The organism is Kitasatospora sp. NPDC094019 (assembly GCF_044764505.1).
In the GTDB taxonomy this organism is placed as follows: Bacteria; Actinomycetota; Actinomycetes; order Streptomycetales; family Streptomycetaceae; genus Kitasatospora.
This window is the reverse complement of the sequence record NZ_JBIWIF010000016.1, coordinates 190,556-211,789: the sequence shown is the minus strand read 5'-3', so window position 1 is coordinate 211,789 and position 21,234 is coordinate 190,556. Positions and strand designations below refer to the sequence as shown.

Genomic DNA, 21,234 nt, shown 5'->3' with positions numbered 1-21,234 from the left:
CTGGGGTCGGGGCGGCCCGGGGGGCGTCCGGCGGGCCGGGGCCCGGCCGGGACGCCGGACCCCGGCGCGGCTCAGGAGACCTGTTCGACGGCGCCGGCCGGCTTCACGTCCCGCTCGGCCTCGCGCAGGGCGCGGGTGGTCACCCGGGAGGCGAACACCACGGCGGCGAGCGCCAGTCCGAGGCCGCAGACCACGAAGGCGTGCTCGGGGCCGAGCCAGCGGCCGAGCCCGCCACCGGTCAGCGCGCCGACCGGCACCGCGCCGAGCACGATCAGCCGGTAGGCGGCGGTGACCCGGCCGAGGAGTTCGTCGGGGACGGCGGCCTGCCGCAGCGTGCTCACCACGATCTGGTTCAGGGCCGTGGAGACGGCGGCGAGGAACATGACGATCTCGGAGAGCACGATGCTCCCGCTGAGGCCGAGGACGAGGTAGCTGGCGGCGGGCACCAGCGCGGCGAGCCAGGTGACCGGTCCCCCGCCGATGGCCGGGACGACCCGCGCCGCGATCAGCGAGCCGATCACGGCGCCGACGGCCGGTACCGCGATGAAGACGCCGTACCAGGACTTGGAGACGCCCAGCGGCCCGGTCGCCAGGAGCACGAGCAGACCGGCGGTGGCGGAGGAGAACAGGTTGATCGAGCCGGAGATGAACGCCACCCGGCGCAGCAGCCGGTGCTCCCAGAAGTAGGACCAGCCGGCCTTGATGCTGCGGACGACGTCTCCCGCCGAGTGCTTGCCCCCGCTGGTGTCGCTCGCGCTGGGGAGCATCCGGGGCAGGGTGATCGCGGCCAGGGCGCCGAGGGCGAAGAGCCCGGCGGTGGAGGAGAACACCATGATCGCCGACAGCGCGAACAGGGCGGCCCCGGCCGTCGGTCCGACGAAGTTGTTGATCGCCGACTGGGTGGCGAACAGCCGCCCGTTGGCCCGTTCCAGGTCGGCGCGCTCGACCAGTCGCGGCGGCACCGTCAGCGCCGCGTTGTCGACCAGGGTCTCGGCCGTCCCGGCCAGGAACACGGCGAGGTAGAGGACCACGATGCTGTGCAGGTCCGCCACCAGGGTGAGGACGAGCAGGAGGAAGCCGACCGCCCGGATCGCGTTGCCCCACACCATGATCAGGCGTCGGTCGACACGGTCGGCGAGGGCGCCGGAGGGCAGGGTGAAGATCAGCCAGGGCAGGAACTGCGCCACCGTGATCCCGGCGACCAGCAGCGGGTCACGGGTCATCTCCACGGCGAGGAGGGGTACGGCGGCCAGCACCAGGCCGTCGGCCAGATTCGACAACCCCTGTGACCACCACAGCCTGGTGAAGCCCGGGCCCAAACTCATGTCCGCTCCTCTGTCGTTCGTGCATGCGGTGCGTGCGGTGCGTGCGTGCGGTGCTTCTGGTACTCGCGGTGCCGGTAGTGCCGGTAGTGCTTCTGGTGCTCTCGCGCATTTCGTGCCCGTGGCGCTCGTGGCGCGTTCGGTCGGGTCAGCGGGACTCCGCGCCGCTCCGGCTCAGGGCGGCCGTGATCCGGGCGTAGTAGGGGAGTTGGTCCCGCTCGAACGCCTCGGCGGTCCGCTCCAGCTCCGCCGGGAACGGCTTGCGCCCGGCCGGGACGGCGCCCAGCGCGTCGGACTCGCCGGCCGCCGCGTGCCAGCGTTCGGTGGCCTTCCAACTGGCGGGCGGCTCCTGCTTGAAGGCCAGTGCCTCGGCCCGGAAGTCGATCCCCATCGCCTCGCAGTACCGCCGCATCTCCGCCTCGGCGCCGCCCGCCAGCCGGTCCCCGTCGACGAGGTGCACCGGCAGCCCCGCGCCGGTCACCGTCTCGACGATGTCCCACAGGTGCCCGAAACCCATCGCCGAGGACGTGGCGTCGGCCTGCATCACCAGGTGCGAGCGCACCGTGTCCCGGGGGTTGCGGACCATCGCCGCGTGGCGGCAGCGCCGCAGGAAGGCCGGGTCGCCGCCGAGCCGGTCGAGCGGGAAATCGGTGGTGTCCTTGAAGAACACCGGCCGCTCGGCCGCCGTGTCGACGAGCGCGGCCATCACCTCCTCCTGGGTGGCGCAGCTCCGGCCGGCGACGTCCGCCTCGCCGAAGTCGCACACCCGGGAGAACGGCTCGTGGACCACCAGGAAGTCGCCGCGCTCGTACATCGCCCGCTCGAACGCGGTCGACCGCGAGCGCGGCACGCTCCACAGCGCCAGCAGACTCGGCTGTTCCGTCATGACGCCGCCTCCGGAAGGGTCTTGTCCAGTTCGGCCAGGGCGGCGCGCAGAACGCGGATGCCGTCGAGGTACTCCTGGATCAGGATGTGCTCGCTGTCGGTGTGGTCCTCGTGGCAGTCCCCCGGGCCGTAGGTGGCCATCGGGACCCGCCAGGTCCGGCTCAGGGTGTTCATGTCGCTGGTGCCGGTCTTGAGCTTGTGCGCGGGGCGCAGTCCGGCGGCGGCGATGCCGCGGGACAGCGCCCGTACGCAGGCGGAGCCGCGCGACACGGTGACGGCGGGCACCTGGTACTCGGCCGAGACCTCGATCCGCTCGCCGAGGACCGCCCGGACGTCGCGCAGCAGCCCCTCGGCGGAGGTGCCCGGCGGGGTGCGGAAGAGCAGCGAGCAGGAGCTGGCGAAGGGTTCGAACCGGCCGTCCCTGACGACCATGCCGATCCCGTCGAAGGTGTCGTTGCCCCGGGTGCCGTAGGTCTCGAAGAGCCGGGCGAGGGCCCGGACCAGGGTCTCGCTGGACTTCGGCCCCGGGGTCGCGGTGTGGGTGCGCTCGACCTCGCAGCGCACCGCGAGCTGGACCATGCCCTTGTAGCCGATGGTCACCGAGGAGGCCCCGCTCGGCTCGCCGACGATCACGGCGTCCGGGACGGGGACCGTGACCCGGACGTGCTCGGCGCCCCGGGAGCGGAGCGTCTCCTCCTCGACCACGCCGACCCAGTGGATCCGGAGGCCGAGGTCCCGGCTGTTCAGCGCCGCGACGAGCATCGCCGTCAGCGGACCCTTGGCGTCGACGGCGCCCCGGCCGCGGACCAGGGTGCCGGTGTGTTCGAAGGGCACCTTGCCGGGCACGGTGTCGAGGTGGCTGAGCAGCATGACCGTGCGGGTTCCGTGCCCGACCAGGACGTGGACGTTGCCCACCTCGTCGAGGTGGCTCCGCGCGCCGTGTCCGGCCGCGATGTCCCGCAGCCGCTCGGCCAGCTTCCGTTCGCCACCGGAGACGGACGGGACCGCCACCACCTCGGCGAGCAGTGCGACGGCGTCGCTCTCGGTCAACGCCCTTGTTCCGGTCTCGGGATGATGGATCGTCATATCGTGCCACGGCCCTTTCCGATGAGGGTACCGCCGCCGCGCAGGGCGGCCGCGATCGGCGCTTCCACCCGGCCGTCGCAGATCTGGACCGCGCCGGCGCCGTGGTCCAGCGCCTCCACCGCGGCGGCGACCTTCATCCGCATGCCGCCGCCAAGAGCGGCCACCAGGTCGGCGGCGCCGTCCCGGTCCAGGGCGGGGACGACGGAGGCGGGGTCGTCGCGGTCGGCGAGCACGCCCGGCGTGTCCGTGCAGAGCAGCAGCCGGTCGGCCCGCCAGGCCGCCGCGATCGCGCAGGCCATCCGGTCCGCGTCGACGTTGGTGGGCTCGCCCTCGGCCGTCATCCCCGGCGGGCACACGACGGGCAGGATGTCGCGGGCGAGCAGCGCCTCCAGCACCGTGGTGTCCACGCCGACCACCTTGCCGGCGAGGTTGTCGCGCACCACCCGGACGGTGTCGCCGAACACGGCGCGGATCGCCGCCTTGCGCCGGGTGCGGACGAGCCCGCCGTCCATGCCCGACAGTCCGGCGGCGGTGACGCCGCGCGCGGCCAGTTCCGAGACGATCCGGGCCTGGGTCCGCCCCCGCATCGCCATCATCAGGGCGGTGAGGGTCGCCGCGTCCGTGTACCGGGTCACCATGCCGTCCGGGGACCGCAGGGTGCGCCGGGGCAGGCCGAGCGCGGCGACGGTGTCGTCGATGTCCCGGGAGCCGCCGTGCACCACGACGATGCGGTGCCCGGGCCACAGGGCGGCGATGTCGTCGGCGATCGCGCCGCTGTTCTGCTGGAGGCTTCCGCCCCACTTCACCACGATTCTCATCCCGGTCACACCGGGTGCAATCCGGGGAAGGTCAGCCCGCAGGTCTCCGGCAGGCCGAGCATGAGGTTCATGCACTGCACCGCGCCGCCCGCCGCGCCCTTCACCAGGTTGTCGAGGCTTCCCAACACCAGGGCCCGTCCGCGGTGGTCGGCGACGATGCCGACATCGCAGAAGTTGGAGCCGAGCAGCACCTTCGGGTCCGGGTAGCGGAACGTCCCGCGAGCGCTGTTGACCAGCCGGACGAACGGCTCGCCGCCGTAGTCCTCGCGGTACATGGCGAGCAGTTCGCGCTCGCCGACGTCCCCGACCGGCACCTTGGCGAGCGTCTGCACCCCCCGCACCTGCGGTGTCGCGGTGACCGTCATCGACACGCCGATCCCGAGCGCCTCGGCCACCTCGGCCTCGTGCCGGTGGTCGAACGGCGCGAAGACCCGCATCACTCCGCTGCGCAGGGCATGGGAGTTGGCGTCGCCGCCGGAGGCGCCGGAGCCGCTGCTGCCGGTCCTGGCGTCGACCTGGACGTCCTGGAGCAGCCCCCGGGCCGCGAGCGGCGCCAGGCTGAGGATGGCGCTGGTGGCCATGCATCCCGGGACGGCGACCCGGGTCGCGTCGACGATCTGCTTGCGGTGCAGTTCGGGCAGGCCCCGGACGAAGGGCGCGGCGTGCTCCCCGTCGCGGCTCCAGCCGTAGTAGCGCTCCATCAGCGCGGGGTCCTCGATCCGGAAGTCCGCGGTCAGGTCGACGATCCTGGGCGCGAGCGCGGCCACGTCGTCGAGGATCTCCGCCGTGGAACCGTGCACCCCGGCCAGGAAGACCAGGTCGACCGCCTCCAGTTCGCTCCGGCGGCGGTAGCGCAGTCCGCTGCCGCGCAGCGGCGGGTGCGCGGTCTCCACGGCGCGGCCGGCCTGGGTGTCGGAGGTCACCGCGGCCACCTCGACCTCGGGATGGTGCACGAGCAGGCGCAGCAGTTCACCGCCCACGAAGCCCCGCCCACCCACCACTGCGATGCGTTTCATACCGGTTCCTTCACCTCACTCGGCTCGGCTGTCCAGACCTCGACGATGCGGGCGGCGACGTCGACGCCCGTGGCGCGTTCGAACCCCTGGAACTCCACCCGGGAGTTCACCTCCAGCACCGTGTGGCTCCCGTCCGCGCGCTCGACCAGGTCCACACCGGCGATCGTCGCGCCCACCGCGGCGGCCGCCCGGACGCAGAGCCGGTGGACCTCCTCGTCGGGCGCGTGCTGCTCGACCGTCGCTCCCCTGGCCACGTTGTTGCGCCAGTCGCTGCTCGACCGGGTGATCGCGCCGACGCACACGCCGTCGACCACGATCCCCCGGACGTCCGGGGAGCCCGGCCGGACCGCCTCCTGGACGATCACGGTGCGCGCGACCGCCGAGGGCAGCGCGGCGCAGTGCTCCAGGACGGCCTCGGCCGCGTACTGATCGGTGATCAGGCTGACCCGGTTGCCCCAGGACGCGCTGAGCGGCTTGATCACGGCGGGGTAGCCCAGGGCGGCGACCGCCGCCCGGCCGGCCTCCGGGGTGGGGGCCAGCAGGGTGGTCGGGGTGGGGACGCCGGCCTGCCGCAACCGCAGGTAGGTGGACCACTTGTTGCCGCACACCCGGATCGCCTCGGCGTCGTTCACGGTGCGGGCGCCGAAGGCTTCCAGCGACTCGCCCGCGAGGGCGGCGCGCTGGCTGGAGATCTCCCGGTTGAGGACGGTCGTCCCGCTCAGCCGCTCGGTGTCCCCGGGTCCGAACGACATCGTGCGGGGGTCCAGTCGGGTGACCTCGACCCCGCGGCGGTCCAGCTCGGACAGGAGCCGCCGTTCCTCGTAGCGGACGGTCGACAGCAGGATCCCGAGCCGTGTCGACGCTCTCCGCCGGTCACTCACCCCAGTCCTCTTCGGGCTCGGGCGCGAGGGCCAGCTCCAGCGGGTCCACGGACTGGATCTCCAGCTCGGTGGCGCACCCGGGACAGCTCACGATCTCCCCCTGGTAGCTGTCCCCCGGTATCTTCAGCGGGCCGTCACAGCTGACGCACAGTGTTTCCATCTCGTCGGTCCTCTCTCGGTCAGTACTCGGTCAGTACTCGGTCATTGCCCGGTCGTCCGGTCCTCGCGCGGTCGGTCTCCCGGTCACCGCGGGTGCCCGACGAACTCCAGGACCCGGTGGAGCACGGCCCCGGCGGTGAGTCCGCTGTCCTCCAGCAGGGCGCCGTGACTGCCGGGCGGGAGGAATCCGGTGACGCCGATCGGCAACCAGCGGATCCCGCGCGCCCCCAGCGCCGACGCGACCTGCGCGCCCATGCCGCCGGAGGTCCACGCCTCCTCCAGCGTGACCAGCCACCGGCAGTCGGCGGCGACGGCCGGGCCGATCGCGGCGGCGGCCTCCGGGTCCACGGTGTGGGCGTTGATCACCTGGGCCTCGTACCCGGCGGCGGCGAGCCCCCGCGCGACCTCCAGGGCCGTGGCCAGGATCTCCGGGCCGGTGGCGACCAGGGCGAGGTCCCGCCCGGGCCGGACCTCCTGCGGGAGGCCGAGCTCCGGCTCGGGCAGTCCCGCGAACACCGGCGAGTCCTTGCGTCCCAGCCTCAGATAGGTCGGCCCGTCGTACTCCAGGCACTGCCCCAGCAGGGACACCGTCTGGCGCGCGTCGGCCGGGACGACCACCCGCATGTTCGGCAGGGCGTTCATCAGCGCCAGGTCCTCGGTGGCGTGGTGGGTCGGGCCCAGCCAGCCGCCGCTGGCACCACCGTGGGTGCCGACCAGGCACACCCGGCGCTTCGGGTAGGCGATGTCGAGCTTGATGAACTCGAACGCCCGGCTCACCGAGAAGGCGGCGAAGGTGCAGACCAGGGCCCGCCGACCGAGGTGCTCGGCGCCGGCGGCGAGCCCGACGGCCGCGTTCTCCGCGATGCCGACGTTGAGATAGTCCATCCCCGGGGACGCCTGGACGCTCCCGGTGTCGGTGTCGACCACCAGCACGTTGTGGCGCGCGGCGAGTTCCGGCAGGGCCTCGGCGAAGGCCGCCCTGGTGCTCACCCGCTCCGCCTCGGTCTCAGCCACGGCCGGTCCTCCCCCCGCCGGTGGCGGCGGTCGCCGCCGCCGGCCGCAGGCTGCCCCGGACCCGGGCCAGCTTCCGCTCGGTGTCGAGCCGGACGAAGTGCGAGGCCGAGCGGCCCTCCAGCACCCCCACGCCCCGCGCCTTGACGGTGCGGCAGACCACCGCCGCCGGTCCCCCGGCGCGGGCCGCCCCGTCGAGGGCCTCGCCGAGCGCCGCCAGGTCGTGCCCGTCCACCTCGACCGTGTGCCAGCCGAAGCCGGCCCAGCGGCCGGCCACCGGCGCGCCGTCGCTGACCTCGCGCACCGCCCCGGTCTGCTGGAAGCCGTTGACGTCCACGACGGCCACCAGGTTGTCGGCGTCCATGGCGCGGGCCACCTGCGCCGCCTCCCACACGGTGCCTTCCTGCAACTCGCCGTCGCCGAGCAGGACGTAGGTGCGGGCGGGGGTACGTTCCGGGGTGCGGGCGGGGGCCCCGGCGGAGCCGCCGGCGGCCTGGCGCTGCGCCCACGCGGTGCCGTTGGCAAGGGCCAGCCCGTGGCCGAGCGAGCCGGTGGCGAACTCGACCCCGGGGACGGCGACGTTGCCGTGGGTGGCGAGCCTGCTGCCCGGCCGGCAGAAGGTGGCGACCTCCTCCCGGGGGATGAACCCCCGTTCGGCGAGGGTGGCGTAGAGGGCCATCGCCGCGTGGCCCTTGCTCAGCACGAAGATGTCGCGCTGCTTCCACTCGGGGTCGGCGGGGTCGATGTCCATGGTCCGGAAGAAGAGCGCGACCAGGATCTCGACGGCGGACATCGAGCCCCCGAGGTGGCCGCCCTCGGGGCCCGCGCACATGTCCACGATGTGCTCGCGGACGGCGCGCGCAGCGGCCGCCAGCTGCACGGGTGTCGGCCGGTGCTCGGGCCCGGTCAGCGTCCCGCACCTTCCGCGAGTTCCGGCAGGACCTTCAGGTGCGACCAGACCTTCTCCACGGCATCGGCGAAGCTCTGGAGCAACGGTCCGGCGTCCGGGGGAAGTTGGCGCTGCTGGAGGGTGAAGCTGCGGTCGATCACGTCCTGGGTGACCGGCCAGTGGTCGGGGCTCTGCCGGCTCAGCGGACGCAGGGCCGGCTGGTCGGCGAGCGGCATCATCTGGTACCTGGTCACCGGCACGCCCTCGGCGCGCAGGGCCCGCATCAGCAGGTTGCGGGCCGCCCCCGACTCCAGTCCGGGCAGCACCCGCTCGAAGTCGACGACGAAGCGCAGGATGTGCCAGGCGTGCTCGTAGCCGTCCGGCTCGGACGGGCATACCAGGCCCTCCAGCGGGCGCAGCCGGGCCAGGAAGGCCCCGACGTTGGTCCGCCGGGCCGCGTGGTACTCGTCGAGCCGCTCCAACTGGCTGGAGGTGTAGGCGGCCTGGACGTTGCTGAGTTTGGCGTTGAAGCCCAGCCGGTGGCTGACGTAGCGGCGGGGCCGGTCCGGGCGGATCGTCTCGCCGAACTGGCGCAGCTGCACGATCCGGTCGGCGACGCGCTCGTCGTCGGTCACCACCAGGCCACCCTCGCCGCAGGTGGGGAGGTTCTTGGTCATCTGGAGGCTGAAGGTGGCGGTGTTGCCGGACGCGCCGGACAGGATCCCGTGCCGGCGGGCGCCGTGGGCCTGCGCGGCGTCCTCGATCACCACCAGGCCGTGCCGGCGGGCGACTTCGCCGATCGCGTCCAGGTCGGCGCTGAGGCCGTGCAGATGGACCGGCAGGACGGCCCTGGTCCGTTCGGTGATCCCGGCGGCCAGGCTGTCCGCCGACATGGTGAAGGTGACCGGGTCGACGTCCGCGTACACCGGGGTGGCCCCGACGTGCACCACGGCCATCGCCGTGCCGACGAAGGTCAGGGCCGGCACCACGACCTCGTCGCCGGGGCCCACGCCGTGGGCCAGCAGCGCCAGTTCGATGGCGGTGGTGCCGTTGCTCACCCCGACGCAGCGCCGCACGCCCAGGTAGTCGGCCCAGGACCGTTCCAGCCGTTCGACGGCGGTCTCCTCCGCCCGGTCGGAGACGAGGACGTTCGACTCCAGGACGGACAGCACCGCCGCCCGGTCCGCGTCCGTCGTCCTCGGCCAGTCCACCGGTGCCAGCGCCCCCAGTACGGGTTCGCCCCCGGCGAGCGCCAGCCCGCCCACAGACCCGCCATCCATCAGACGTCCGTCCATTCCTCGGCCAGGGCGAGCTGCCAGTCGGCAGCCAGCTGCTCGTACGCGTGCACCAGCTCCGCGCCGCGGCGCGGCACGAGTTCCGTGATCCCGGCCGTGTCCGCCGCGTGGGCGCCGAGCAGCCGGACGTTGGACCAGGCCGCGACCACCCGGTCCGCCGAGGCGGCGGCCTCCAGCAGCCGGGGCCGCTTCGCGCGGTGCGCGAACTCCTGGGCCAGACGGCCGTGCAGGAACGCCTGCGACTGCATCGCCCAGCCCAGGGTGTAGGCGCCGCGGAGTTCCGCCGGGTCACCGCGGTGCTCCGTCAGCCGTTCGACGAAGCGCGCCAGCCCGGCCCGGCCGGTCCAGAGGCGGTCCCCGGGAGCGGCCGTGCCGCCGGTCCAGCGGTCGAGGTTGCCGCGCAGCGCCAGGGCGACCCGGTCGGCGGCGAGTTCGCCGGGCCGCTCGCGCACCGAGGTGGTGAGGACCCGGCCGCCGATCTCCCGGCTGGAGAAGAAGACGTCCTGGTCGTCGGAGGGATTGCCGGAGAGCCAGCTCGCCAGCAGATGTTCGGCGGCCAACCAGCCCTGGAAGCGCGGTGGCTGGGCGTCGGAGACGTAGAACTCCACACCCCCGTCGGCGGTCCGCCGCCACCCGGGCACCACCACCAGGTGGGCCGCGTGCACGTCGTGGAAGGCCGGGCGGAACGGGAGGTGGTAGTTGTCCACCGCCACGACGACGCCGGAGTGCTCCTCGATCAGCGCGATCAGATCGTCCGCGTCCGCGCCGGTCGTCCAGGCGGACTCGACCTCGTGGTAGGGGCACAGGTCACCCGCCACGCCCCGGTCGCCCTGGGCCGGTCGGTAGAACTCCTCGCGCGGGACGTCCTCCGGCGCGAAGACGAACTCGCAGGAGAGGCCGAGGACTTCGACGGGCCGCAGGCCGTGCTCCAGCAGCACGCCGCCCAGGGTGGTCTGCAGGCAGCTCAGCGGGTCCTCGTACCACTGCGGGTAGCTTCCGGCGGCGCCGTCCCACCGGGCGGCGCGCGGCGCGGCGCCGGTCGTCCCGGTCCCGCTCGTCCTAACTGAGTGCACGGCTGGCTCCCTGTATCAGCGGGTCGCCGTCGGCACCGGCGCCCAGGGGCCGGCCGACGAGCGTCAGGGCGAAGAGATGGACGGCCGGGTTCCTCGGCAGCGACATCGCGGTGAGCGGCTTGCGCGAGGTCACCGGGACGCGCTGGCACCAGAGGGTGATCCCGATCCGCTCCTGCACGTGGTGCGGGTAGTGGATGACGTCGGTGCGCAGCGCCAGTTCCTCGCCGAAGTCGGACCGGCCCTCCCACAGGTCGGAGAGCGCGAGTTGGTCCCGGTCCACCGTGCCGTCGGAGAAGTGCCAGGTGAGGACGTCCCTGACCCGGCGCTCCCCGCAGCCGATGAGGTAGAGCCAGTCCCACCGGCGCTCCGGGACCTCGATCCGCTGGCCGGCGCAGCGGACGTTGTCCGGGCCGAGGCCGTCGAGCCGGGCGCTGCGCAGCGGAACGCCGTCGACGACGAGTTCCAGCGGCGTCTCCCGCGCCGGCAGCGAGTTGCGCCAGACGTTCAGCCGGCCGTCGGCGAGGTTCGCCGGGGTGGTCGCGGCCTGGTTGTTCATGAAGGGTTCGAGTGCGAGCACCTTGTGATCAGTCAACGGAGGTCCTTCCGTACCAATGCCCTGCTCTGCAAACGGGGTTCGACGACGGTGAAGCCGCAGGACTCGAAGGTGGTCACCCGGCCGCGGAAGCTGCCGCGTTCGACGGCGGCCCCGGGGTCCCGGTCGTCCTCGGGGTACGCCTCGATGAACTCGGCCTTCTCGTCCCGAGCCCATCGCGCGGCCCGGTCGATGAGCACCTTGGTGAGTCCCTGGTGCCGGTGGTCGCGGGTGAGGTAGAGGCAGACGACGGACCAGATCCGCTCCGGGTCGTCGCCCTTCAGCAGCTTGGCCGCGCGGGACCTGGCCAGCCGGGGGAAGCCGAGCCGGGGGCCGACCCCGATCCAGCCGGCGGGGACGCCGTCGACGGTGCCGAGGACGCCCACCCGCTCGCCGCCCTCGACCAGTTCGCGGAGCCGGTCCTTGCGCGCCGCGGTGCCGCAGGAGGAGCGTTCCTTCGCGGTCATGCGGAAATAGGTGCACCAGCAGTTCTCCACGAGCCCTTTCGGCTCGAAGAATTCGCCGACCGTCGGCCAGTCGCCCGGCCCGACAATGGTGGTGACGAAATCGCTCATCGCTTCTGCCTTCCGCGGATGCGGTCGCCGTCCCGGTCGCCGGTTACTTCCAGGTCACGGCGAGCGGCAGACATACTACGCCGTTCAGGAAGTTCGAGATCAGGTGCCCGGGTTCGCCGTCGAGTGCCACGGACCGCACATTCCTGCGCCAAAGGTCGAAGAATATCTTCATACCGATTGCGGCGACATGCTGGCCGATGCACCGGTGCACCCCGAGGCCGAAGGCCAGGTGGCGGTTGGGCGAGCGGTCCGGGACGAACCGGAACGGATCGGCGAACACCTCCTCGTCGCGGTTGGCCGAGGCGATCCAGGCGGAGACCAGCGACCCGGCCGGCAGCTCCGTCCCGGCGACCGCGGTGTCCCGGGTGGCGCGCCGCAGCACATGGTTGACCGGGCTCGCCCAGCGCAGCGCCTCGTCGACGAACCGCTGGTCGGTCTCCTCCTGGCGGGTGAACCAGGACCACAGGTCCGCGTCCTCGGCCAGCATGATCAGCATCTGGTTGACGGTCTGGGGCACGGTCGGATTGGCGCCCATCAGGAACGCGTAGGCGTTCAGCAGCGGCACGTCCCGGTCCGGGTCCCGCACCACCTCGGCCGTGGCCGGGCAGCGGCCGCTCACCGAGTCGGCGGGCGGGGCGTCCTCCAGGACGTTCCCCAGCACCGACATGATGGTCGTGTGCGCCTCGAACAGGTCGAACCGGCGCTGACGCTCGGACTCGGCCGGGTTCACCCCGCCCATCGCGCGCACCGTCGCCCGGCCGGTCACCGCCCACTGCTCCTGCGGGATGCCCATCAGCAGGCCGGTGATCGTCATCGGCAGGGTGACCATGGCCTCGCAGAAGTCGAAGGACTCCCGACCCCGGAGGGTGTCGAACAGCTCCGCCATCCGGTCCGTGATGCCGCGCTCCAGGCGCTGCGCCGCCTGCACCGTCATCAGCGGGGTGAAGACCCGCTTGATCGCGGGGTGCAGCGGCGGGTCCGTCAGGTGGATCGCCGCCCCGGCCGCGACGTCCCCGTCACCGCGCACCGTGAGCATGGTGCTGTACGCGGAGGAGAACGTCCCCGGGTCGTTCAGCACCTCGAACACGTCCGCGTGCCGCAGGGCCGCGAAGAATTCCTGGCCGTCCGGGGTCGGCTGCGACGACAGTCCGTCCTGCTTGCGCAGTTCCCGCCAGCGGTCATGCATGTTCCGGATCGCGTACTGCGATTCCTCGTAGAGGTCGGAGGACATCGGACCGGAGGACATCAGGTCGGAGGATTCGGGGTCCGTGGGAGAAATTCGCATCGATAAACCGCCTTCACCTGGGAATTCCGGCACTCGAACAACACACGCGCACGGTCCGGGCTATCCGGCGGCCACCGCGGCCTCCCGGTCGAGGAATCCGATACTCTCCGCGCATTTCATGTAGTAGCGCGAGGCGACCGACCACTCCGTGATCCCCTGGGCTCCCAGGACCTGCATCGCCGCCCGGACGACGCGTACCAGCGCGTCCTGGGCCACCAGCTCGAAGCGGCCGAGCTCGCCCTCGTCCACGTCGGCGGCGCGCTCCGCGAGCTCGTGCAGCCGGGTGCCGACGGCGTTCAGCTCGGCGTAGCCGCGGATCAGCGGGAACATCAGCGCGTCGAGGTCGACCAGCCTCCGGTCGAACTGCTCGCGCGCGGAGGCGTGTTCCCAGGCGGTCCGGAACAGCCCGAGACCGAGGCCGAGCGCGTGGGCCGCGTGGCGCAACCGACAGTCGGGGGCGGCGCAGCCGCCGTGGGAGTCCTCGTCCGCTGCTCCGGCCGCCGCGCCCGTGCCCGCTCCGGCCGGTTCATCCGCTCCGGCCGGTTCGAGCGGGAGGCGGCAGGACCGGTAGGCGTTCTCGTACCCGAGGTAGCCCAGGCCCAGCGCGATCGCGCAGCCGACCGTGAGGCCGAGCCCGAGGCCGCCCTCCTCCTCCGGCCGCTCCAGCGCGTCGAGGCCGAGCTCGGCCAGGGCGTCCGCGAGCGCGGTGCGCCGGACCGGCGAGTGGGCGAACAGCGGCTCCACCCGGACCGCGGCGCCCACCGGCCCGAGGACCTCCAGGACGGTGTCGACCAGGTCCCCGCCGAAGCGGTGCAGGATCGTCAGGCAGCGCCGCTCGTACTCCTCCTTGAGGTCCGCCGCGATGGTGGAGAGCATCATCTCCGAGGTGCCGGCGGACAGGGTGAGGCCCGGCGACTCGGTCAGGCCGGAGAACAGTTCCTCGTGCACCAGCTCGTCGCGGACCGGGCCGTCACCGCCGGGGCCGCGGCCGACCGTGCTCCAGCGCCGCAGCACCTCGTGGCCGACCTGCTGACAGGTCTCGCTGGTGTACAGCTTGGCGACGGCGGTGTCGATCGCCCTGACGTCGGCCCGCAGGAAGACCTCGGTGGCCGCGCGGGCCAGCGTGGTGGCGCACTCGACCTGCCCTTCGAGCCGGTCCGGCCCCGGGGGGCGGCCGGCCGTCGTCCGCAGCGCCCGCAGCCAGCGGGCCGCCCTGACGACGTGGTCGATGCCAGTGCGCTCGATGGCCAGCGCGCCGTCCAGCAGGGCCCAGCCACGACCCTCCTCGCCCACCCGGCGCCAGTCCTCGACCTCGACGTCCCGCAGCCGCACCCGGCACATCCGCTCGCGCTGCACCGTCTCCACCAGTTCGACGGTCACTCCGTCGGCGGCCAGGTCGATGACGAAGAGCGTGATGCCGTCGTACTTGTGCCCGTCCCGGCCGGTGCGGGCGGCCACCAGCGCCGACCCCGAAACGTCGCTGTAGATGCTGAACACCTTGACGCCGTTGAGGAGGTAGCGGTCGCCCCGCCGCTCCGCCCTGGTGCGGAGCGCGGCGAGGTCGCTGCCGGCCCGCGGCTCGCTGTAGAGGACGGTGGAGAACTCCTCGCCACCGGCGAGGCGCGGGAGCAGTTCGCGCTTCAGCCGCTCCGAACCGGACTTGAGCACGAAGTTGCCGACGATCTGCACGGTCAGCGCGTGGACGAGGTCCGGCAGGCCGGTCGAGCAGAAGCCCTCGAACAGCTCGATGGCGAGCCGGGTGGGCAGACCTCCGCCGCCGAACTCCCGCGGCCAGTCCGGGGCGAGCAGTCCGCGCCGGCCCAGCTCCCGGTACGCCTCGGCGATCGCGGCCGGGTCCATCCGCCGGGAGCGGATCACCAGGTCGCGCCAGTGCGGGGTGGCCACGAGCTCGGCCAGGGCCGCGTGCAGGGCGGCCTCGTCGGCCTCGGCCTCCCCGGCGGCTCCGGTCGCCCGGTCGGGCTCGTGCGCCCGGACCACCGTCCCGGCCGTGTCCGCCGCCGTGTCGATCTCCGTGTCCGCCTCCATGCCCGCCTCCGTCTCCGCGTCCGTCTCCGTCACCGTCTCCGCGTCCGCCGCCTCTGCCGGCCGCCCCGGCCCGCCCGGGACCGGTGCGGCGGCGCCGCTCCGGTGCTCCCGGACGATCCGCTCGATCGCGTCGAGGTTGCCGCTGTCGCCCAGCAGGCCGTAGTGGTCGCCGGGCAGGTCGTGGAGGTCCACGCCGCCAGTGGTCGCGCTGCGCCAGTCGGAGGTGAGCGACTCGGCCGCCCGCACCGACGCCAGACCGAGGTCACCCGCGGTGGGGTGCCACTCGCAGACCAGCCGCCGGTTGTGGGTGAAGACGGCCAGCCGCTCCGCGAACACCTCCGGATCCAGGTCCAGCCGCTCGGCGGCCTCCGCCGCCGTTCCGGCCGTGAACCCCGCTTCCTGCCCGCCCAGTTGCAGGGCGTCCTGGACGAAGCCCCGCAGGGCCTCGGCGGGCGTCCAGACCGGGACCACCCGGCCGGCCCAGGTCGAGTCGAGGAGCACCACCTCGGGGCGCTCCCCCCGGGCGGCGAGGAGGCAGGCGACCTCCCAGGCGAGGGCGCCACCGAACGACCAGCCGCAGACCACGTCGATCCGGGGGCCGTGCCCGCCGAAGCTCTCGACGTGCCGACGGGCGAGCTCCTGGATCGACCCGGCCGGACCGGCGTCGACGACCGCGGGGGCGGTCACGTCCAGCCCGAGGCACCGGTGGTCGGCCAGCCGCCGCACCAGCGGCTGGTAGGCCAGCAGGCTGCCGCCCACCGGGTGGGCGAACAGCACCACCCGGCCGGGGGTCGCCGAGCGGCCCAGTTCGACGAGACTCGACGTGCCCGCGGGTACCGATCTGGTCCGGAGAAGGGCGTTCAGGCGTTCCCCGCCGTCGAGCGTCACGTGTCCCCCAGCATCGCGGTCCTTGTCACGGTCCTTGTCGCGGTCACCGTCGCGGTCCGCGCCCCGGCCGCCGTCCCCGGTCCCGTCCCGGCCCGTCTCCCGATCCGCTTCCTGATCCGTTGCGCGGCCCATCCCCCCGGCCCTCACTCGGCCAGGAGGCGGGCGACGTCCTCTTCGCTCATCCCCTCGATGGCCGCCTGGAGCTCCTCCGGGGACAGCCGGGCCAGCTGGGCGCGTTCGACCTCCAGCGCCAGGGCCTGCACGCTGGAGTCCGCGAAGAAGGCGGCCAGCGAGATGTCGGTGGTGAAGATCTTCTTGATCTTGGACACCAGCTGGGCGGCCTGGAGGCTGGTACCGCCCAGGTCGAAGAAGCTGATGTTCTTCGCGAAGTCGGTGCGGCCGAGGATCGGGCCGAACGCCTGGGTCAGCATCCGGCGTTCGACCTCGGTGAGCCGGTCGGACGGCTCCGGCTCGACGGCGCCGTCCTCGTCGACCCCCGGCAGGGCGCGCTCGTCGATCTTGCCGCTGGCGTTGATCGGGAGCTCGTCCAGCAGCACGAACCGGCTCGGCACCATGGTGGACACCAGAAGCTTGCGGCAGTGGTCGCGCAGGGCCGTCTCGGAGACCTCGCCGGTCCCGCCGGTCGCGCAGTAGGCGACCACCCGCTTCTGCTCCTGGTCCTGCTGGACCTGGACGAACACATTGCGCACACCGCGGGCGGAGCGGACGGCGCTCTCGATCTCGCCGATCTCGATCCGCACCCCGTTGATCTTGACCTGCTTGTCGGCCCGGCCGACGTACACCAGCCGGCCGTCACCGTTGAAGCGCGCCAGGTCGCCGGTGAGGTAGAGCCGGACCGAGGGGTCGTCACCGACCGGGTCGGGGATGAACCGCTGCCGGTTGTCCTCCTCCCGGTTCCAGTACCCGGCGGCCAGACCCGCGCCGCCGATGGCCAGTTGGCCGATGACACCCTGCGGCACCGGGACGTTCCGGGCGTCCAGCACGTACGCGAGGTGGTTGTCCATCGGCCCGCCCATCGGCAGGGCGGAGGGTGCCAGCGGCTCCGTCAGCTCCTCGACGATGCTGGTGACGGTGCACTCGGTGACGCCGTAGCCGTTGAAGATCCGCCGACCCCGGCCCCAGGCCCGGACCAGCTCGTGCGAGAACGCCTCGCCGCCGACGAAGACGATCCGCAACGCGTGCAGCGGCGCCGGGTCGAGCAGCTTCATCACCGACGGCGGCAGGTCGGTCACCGTGATCCGGTGCTCCTCCAGGAACCGCTGGACACCCGCCAGGTCGAGCCGCGTCGCGGCCGGCACCAGGTGCAGCGAGGCCCCCGTCAGCAGCGCGCCGAACATCTCGAAGACCGACACGTCGAAGCCGCAGGACGCGTAGCCGAGGAACCGGTCCTCCGGGGTGAGCTCGAACAGCGTCCGGACGTTGCGGATGAACGCCAGGATGTTGTCATGGGTGACGAGCACGCCCTTCGGCGTCCCCGTGCTCCCCGAGGTGTGCATCAGGTACGCGACGGCGCCGCCTCCGGAGGCCGCCACCGGGGCCGGGACCGGGACCGGCAGGTCCAGCGGCAGCGGGAACTCCAGGCCCGGGGCCACGCCGGCCGTCGTCGTGTCGCTGACCACGAGCTTCGGCGCGGCTCCGTCGAGGATCGACGCGATCCGACCCGGCGGATTCATGGCGTCGACGGGGACGTACACGGCGTCCAGCGCCATCAGCGCCAGGACGGTCGCCGGGAAGTCGGGGGACGGTTCGAGCGCCACGCCCACCCGGTCGCCGGGGCCGATGCCCTGGGCCGCGAAGTGGGCCCGGAGCGCCTCCGCGCGGTCCCGCAGTTCGCCGTAGGTCAGGGTCGCGCCGGGCGTGACCACCGCCGGCCGCTGGGGGTGCTCCTGCGCGACGGCACGGAAATGGGTGAACACGTTGCCGGTCGGGAGTGAAGTCCCGCGGCCCTTTCCGAGCACGGACTGCACCGCCCGGGAATCCTCGTCGTGGGCCCACGCCTCCGCTATGCAAAGGTTTGGAAAAGCGATGGCCCTGCGCAGGATTCCGACGAATGCCCGCTGCATCGTGGAAATGGTCGCGGCGTCGAAGACATCGGTGTTGTACGCGGTGTGGACATCCAGATCCGCGCCGTTCCTGGTGACCGTCCAGGACTGGAAGAACTTCGCGCGCGTGGTCTCCGGCTCGGTCTCCACCGCGGTGATTCCGTCGAGCCGCAGCGGCTCCGCCCATTCATTCATTGTCAGCGTGTACTGGAACAGGGTGGAACGCGCGGATTCACGCCGCACACCCGCCCCGGCGATGATCTCCTCAAGCGGCAGGTGCCCGTGCGCCTGACCGTCCCGGAATCGCCGCTGGACGTCCGCCAGACATTCCCGGAACGTCGCCCCGGGATCGACCCGGCAGCGCAGCGGAAGCATGTTGATGAAGAAGCCGATCGTCCTTTCGCATTCGACTTCGGTGCGGTTGGCCGTCGGCACTCCGAAGATGATGTCCTCGGACCCCGAGTATTTGTTGTAGAGCACGGCCATCGCCGTGGCGTAAACGGTGACCGGCGTCGTCGACAGCGCGGAGGCGAGCTCGTTCACCCGGGCCGCCAGACCCTCCCAGGTGGTCACCTCGGCGGCGCCGGCGTAGGTCGCCTCGGGCGGGAGCGGACGGTCGCCGGGGACGTCCATGACGTCGACGCCGCGGAGCGTCCCGGCCCAGTGGTCCACGCTCTCCTGCCAGGCCCCGGCGGCCATGCGCTTGCGCTGCCAGGCGCTGAAGTCGGCGAACTGCACGGTCGGAGGCTCGACCTTGGGCTCGACGCCGGCCCGGCGGGCGTTGTACTCCTGCTCCAGCTCCTCGAAGAAGATCGAGGTGGACACGCCGTCGAAGACGATGTGGTGGACCACGAAGCCGAAGTAGTGGAGGCCCTCGCCGACCGCGACCAGGGAGGCCCGCCAGAGCGGGAACGCGGTCAGGTCGAGCTCCGTCGCGGCCAGCTCGGCCATCAGCCGCTCGGCCTCGGCCACGGATTCCACGGCCGTCCGCCCGACCACGATTTCGGGGTCCTCGACGATGCCCTGGAAGTACTCGTCGTTCTCCACCAGCACATGGGTCCGCAGCGCCTCGTGCCGCATGACGATACTCGCGAAGGAATCGGTCAGCGCCGCGACATCGAGATCGCCCTCCAGGCGGAACAGGAATGCGACGTTGTAGGTCGTCGTACCGGCCTGCAGCCGGTCCACGAACCACAAAGTGTTCTGTGAATGCGAGAGCGGTACATTGTTCCGGTCCTGGCGCGGACGGGGGCCTTCGGTGATCTTGGCCCGTGCGCGCGCCAACATACCCGCGAGCGACTGCTTCTTGTCCAATGCGGCACCGTCTTGTGCTGAACTCACACAAAGCTCCCTTGTCGTCAAGTGCGATCAAAAGCAGCAGTTCTGCGGGTTTTTCAGCGAGGCAGGAACGGGGTCGTGCGACTGATAAGCGCGTTCCGACCATCGGGCATCCTGCCGCAATGAATCAAGGCGGTCAAGGTCACCAACGCGAAGGCGATCACGACGCCACCGCGTTACACGTTCCGGCGCGGACGGCGTTTCTCCTGGTGGGACGAGAATTCGAGCACGTCGAGGGCGGAGTCCGGCGGTCCGCTCCCGTCCCCACCCCCTGACTTGGCAGGTTCCGGACACCGACGATCAGTCCAGCGCGTCGATCCAGCGCTCCAGCCGGTCCCCCTCGGTCAGCATCAGCCCGGGCTCGCGCAGGGTGTTGGTGAGCAGTGAGATCCCCTGGTACGCGGCGACCAGTGCCACCGCCAGCTCACGGGAGTCCGCCCGGCCCATCTCCGCGAACTGCGCCTCGACCCAGTCGAGGAGTCTGCGCATGACCTCGGCGACGGCGACGTCGAGGCCGTCGGCGCGCTTGTCGAGCTCCGAGGCGAGACTGCCGGTGGGACAGCCGTACCGGGCGGTGAGTTCGCGCTGCCCGACCCAGCCGGCCAGCAGCGCCTTCAGCCGTTCCTTCGGGGCGGGGAGCGCGTCGAGCCGTGCGATCAGCTCCTCCAAGCCGCTCCCGTGGGCCTGGATGGCGGCTTCGACCAGCTCGTTCTTGGTCTTGAAGTAGTAGTAGACGTTCCCGACCGGGACGTCCGCCACCCGGGCGATGTCGGCCAGCGTGGTCTGCTCCACGCCCTTCTCGTGCAGCACCCGCGCCGCGGCGGCGGCCAGCCGCTCGCGCTTGCCGGGGGCCCGTCCGGCGGCCTTCGCCGTCCCGGTCGCCTTTGCCGTCCTGGCCGTCTTCGGGGTCTTCGGGGTCTTTGAGTCAGTCACCTGACTAAGAGTAGACGCCCGACCCGGCGTCGGCTACTGTCGTTCTCAGTCAGCCAACTGACTAACTCGAATGGGGCGGACAACTTCCGCTCCCCACATGGGGGTTCACGATGATTGTTGTCACTGGTGCGACCGGGAACGTCGGCCGCGAGCTGGTCCGGACCCTGATCGACGCCGGCGAGCGGGTGACCGCCGTCTCCCGTCGGCCGGGGCCGCTCCCGACCGGCGTCCGGCACGTACCGGCGGACCTCGCCGACCCGGAGAGCCTGCGCCCCGCCCTCGACGGCGCCACCGCCCTCTTCCTGCTGGTCGCCGGCGAGGAACCGCGGGAGATCCTCCGGCTGGCCCGGTCGGCCGGGGTGCGCCGGGTCGTCCTGCTCTCCTCCCAGGGCGTCGGCACGCGGCCCGAGGTCTACCGCCACGCCGCCGGGTTCGAGGAGGCCGTGCGCGACTCCGGCCTCGACTGGACGGTACTGCGCTCGGGCGGCCTGAACTCGAACGCCTTCGCCTGGACCGACTCGATCCGCGCCGACCGCACGGCCGCCGCGCCGTTCGGCGATGTCGGACTGCCCACCGTCGACCCGGCGGACGTCGCCGCGGTGGCCGCCGCCACCCTGCGCGAGGACGGCCACGCCGGCCGGACCTACGAGCTCACCGGCCCGGCCCCGGTCACCCCGCGCGAACGGGCCGAGGCGATCGGCACGGCACTGGGCTCCCCGGTGCGGTTCGTCGAACAGACCCGTGAGGAGGCCCGGGCCCAGCTGCTGGCCTTCATGCCGGAGCCGGTGGTGGAGGGCACCCTCGCCATCCTCGGTCAGCCCCTGCCCGCCGAACGGACGCCGAGCCCGGACGTCGAGCACGTCCTCGGCCGCGCGCCGCGCGGCTTCGCCGACTGGGCCACCGGGGCGGCTCCGGCGTTCCACTGAGACCCATCGGAGGAGTGCCTGACGAGACGTCAATGCCTGTTGACCCCTTGCCGGTCCACCCCTCCCCGATTCCGGCATGCCCCCGGGAACGCGGACGCCGCGCTCCCGGGGGCCGGATCCGCCCGGGTCAGCCCGGGTCAGCCCGGGTCAGCC

Annotated in this window: 18 protein-coding genes; 1 reads left to right on the top strand and 17 read right to left on the bottom strand. The window is 72.6% G+C overall.

The window, feature by feature from the left end; genetic code table 11:
• Positions 1 to 71 precede the first annotated feature (71 nt).
• The 17 genes from ACIQ9P_RS30180 to ACIQ9P_RS30100 all read right to left on the bottom strand — a co-directional run bounded on the left by ACIQ9P_RS30180 (position 72) and on the right by ACIQ9P_RS30100 (position 20,155).
• A complete protein-coding gene (locus ACIQ9P_RS30180) occupies positions 72 to 1,325 on the bottom strand; it encodes an MFS transporter (protein ID WP_402363021.1) in 1,254 nt (417 codons plus the stop codon).
• Between the two features lie 145 nt (positions 1,326 to 1,470).
• The gene (locus tag ACIQ9P_RS30175; protein WP_402363018.1) at positions 1,471 to 2,208 is read right to left on the bottom strand and encodes a sulfotransferase family protein; all 738 of its coding nucleotides are present in this window, start codon (positions 2,206 to 2,208) and stop codon (positions 1,471 to 1,473) included.
• On the bottom strand, positions 2,205 to 3,257 hold the full coding sequence (locus tag ACIQ9P_RS30170) for a M20/M25/M40 family metallo-hydrolase (RefSeq protein WP_402363015.1): 1,053 nt from the start codon (positions 3,255 to 3,257) through the stop codon (positions 2,205 to 2,207). The genes ACIQ9P_RS30175 and ACIQ9P_RS30170 overlap by 4 nt, the downstream gene beginning before the upstream one ends.
• 32 nt (positions 3,258 to 3,289) lie before the next feature.
• Positions 3,290 to 4,111, bottom strand: coding sequence for a [LysW]-aminoadipate kinase (locus ACIQ9P_RS30165; protein ID WP_402363012.1), 822 nt, complete (start codon positions 4,109 to 4,111; stop codon positions 3,290 to 3,292).
• Between the two features lie 5 nt (positions 4,112 to 4,116).
• Complete coding sequence (gene argC, locus ACIQ9P_RS30160; protein WP_402363009.1) at positions 4,117 to 5,127, bottom strand: N-acetyl-gamma-glutamyl-phosphate reductase; 1,011 nt, start codon at positions 5,125 to 5,127, stop codon at positions 4,117 to 4,119.
• Positions 5,124 to 6,008, bottom strand: a complete 885-nt coding sequence (locus tag ACIQ9P_RS30155) for a RimK family alpha-L-glutamate ligase (protein WP_402363006.1) — start codon at positions 6,006 to 6,008, stop codon at positions 5,124 to 5,126. Before ACIQ9P_RS30155 ends, argC begins: the two co-directional genes overlap by 4 nt.
• Positions 6,001 to 6,168, bottom strand: a complete 168-nt coding sequence (locus tag ACIQ9P_RS30150; protein WP_375977478.1) for a lysine biosynthesis protein LysW — start codon at positions 6,166 to 6,168, stop codon at positions 6,001 to 6,003. Before ACIQ9P_RS30150 ends, ACIQ9P_RS30155 begins: the two co-directional genes overlap by 8 nt.
• Positions 6,169 to 6,251: 83 nt before the next feature.
• A complete protein-coding gene (locus ACIQ9P_RS30145; RefSeq protein ID WP_402363003.1) occupies positions 6,252 to 7,181 on the bottom strand; it encodes a transketolase family protein in 930 nt (309 codons plus the stop codon).
• The gene (locus ACIQ9P_RS30140) at positions 7,174 to 8,058 is read right to left on the bottom strand and encodes a transketolase (RefSeq protein ID WP_402363001.1); all 885 of its coding nucleotides are present in this window, start codon (positions 8,056 to 8,058) and stop codon (positions 7,174 to 7,176) included. The genes ACIQ9P_RS30145 and ACIQ9P_RS30140 overlap by 8 nt, the downstream gene beginning before the upstream one ends.
• 26 nt (positions 8,059 to 8,084) lie before the next feature.
• Positions 8,085 to 9,347, bottom strand: coding sequence for a DegT/DnrJ/EryC1/StrS family aminotransferase (locus tag ACIQ9P_RS30135; protein WP_402362999.1), 1,263 nt, complete (start codon positions 9,345 to 9,347; stop codon positions 8,085 to 8,087).
• The gene (locus ACIQ9P_RS30130; RefSeq protein WP_402362996.1) at positions 9,347 to 10,435 is read right to left on the bottom strand and encodes a BtrH N-terminal domain-containing protein; all 1,089 of its coding nucleotides are present in this window, start codon (positions 10,433 to 10,435) and stop codon (positions 9,347 to 9,349) included. Before ACIQ9P_RS30130 ends, ACIQ9P_RS30135 begins: the two co-directional genes overlap by 1 nt.
• Complete coding sequence (locus ACIQ9P_RS30125) at positions 10,422 to 11,027, bottom strand: hypothetical protein (RefSeq protein WP_402362993.1); 606 nt, start codon at positions 11,025 to 11,027, stop codon at positions 10,422 to 10,424. Before ACIQ9P_RS30125 ends, ACIQ9P_RS30130 begins: the two co-directional genes overlap by 14 nt.
• On the bottom strand, positions 11,024 to 11,602 hold the full coding sequence (locus ACIQ9P_RS30120; RefSeq protein WP_402362990.1) for a GNAT family N-acetyltransferase: 579 nt from the start codon (positions 11,600 to 11,602) through the stop codon (positions 11,024 to 11,026). Before ACIQ9P_RS30120 ends, ACIQ9P_RS30125 begins: the two co-directional genes overlap by 4 nt.
• Before the next feature lie 43 nt (positions 11,603 to 11,645).
• Complete coding sequence (locus ACIQ9P_RS30115) at positions 11,646 to 12,848, bottom strand: cytochrome P450 (RefSeq protein WP_402362987.1); 1,203 nt, start codon at positions 12,846 to 12,848, stop codon at positions 11,646 to 11,648.
• A gap of 99 nt (positions 12,849 to 12,947) precedes the next feature.
• Positions 12,948 to 15,821 (bottom strand): acyl-CoA dehydrogenase family protein, encoded by a 2,874-nt coding sequence (locus tag ACIQ9P_RS30110; RefSeq protein ID WP_402362984.1) that lies wholly within the window; start codon positions 15,819 to 15,821, stop codon positions 12,948 to 12,950.
• A 143-nt stretch (positions 15,822 to 15,964) separates the two neighbouring features.
• Positions 15,965 to 19,171 (bottom strand): amino acid adenylation domain-containing protein, encoded by a 3,207-nt coding sequence (locus ACIQ9P_RS30105; RefSeq protein ID WP_402363050.1) that lies wholly within the window; start codon positions 19,169 to 19,171, stop codon positions 15,965 to 15,967.
• A 351-nt stretch (positions 19,172 to 19,522) separates the two neighbouring features.
• Positions 19,523 to 20,155, bottom strand: coding sequence for a TetR/AcrR family transcriptional regulator (locus tag ACIQ9P_RS30100; protein ID WP_402362981.1), 633 nt, complete (start codon positions 20,153 to 20,155; stop codon positions 19,523 to 19,525).
• Positions 20,156 to 20,265: 110 nt separating this feature from the next.
• On the opposite strand from ACIQ9P_RS30100, the gene ACIQ9P_RS30095 reads away from it, so the two are divergent.
• Positions 20,266 to 21,081, top strand: a complete 816-nt coding sequence (locus ACIQ9P_RS30095) for an SDR family oxidoreductase (RefSeq protein ID WP_402362978.1) — start codon at positions 20,266 to 20,268, stop codon at positions 21,079 to 21,081.
• Positions 21,082 to 21,234 lie beyond the last annotated feature (153 nt).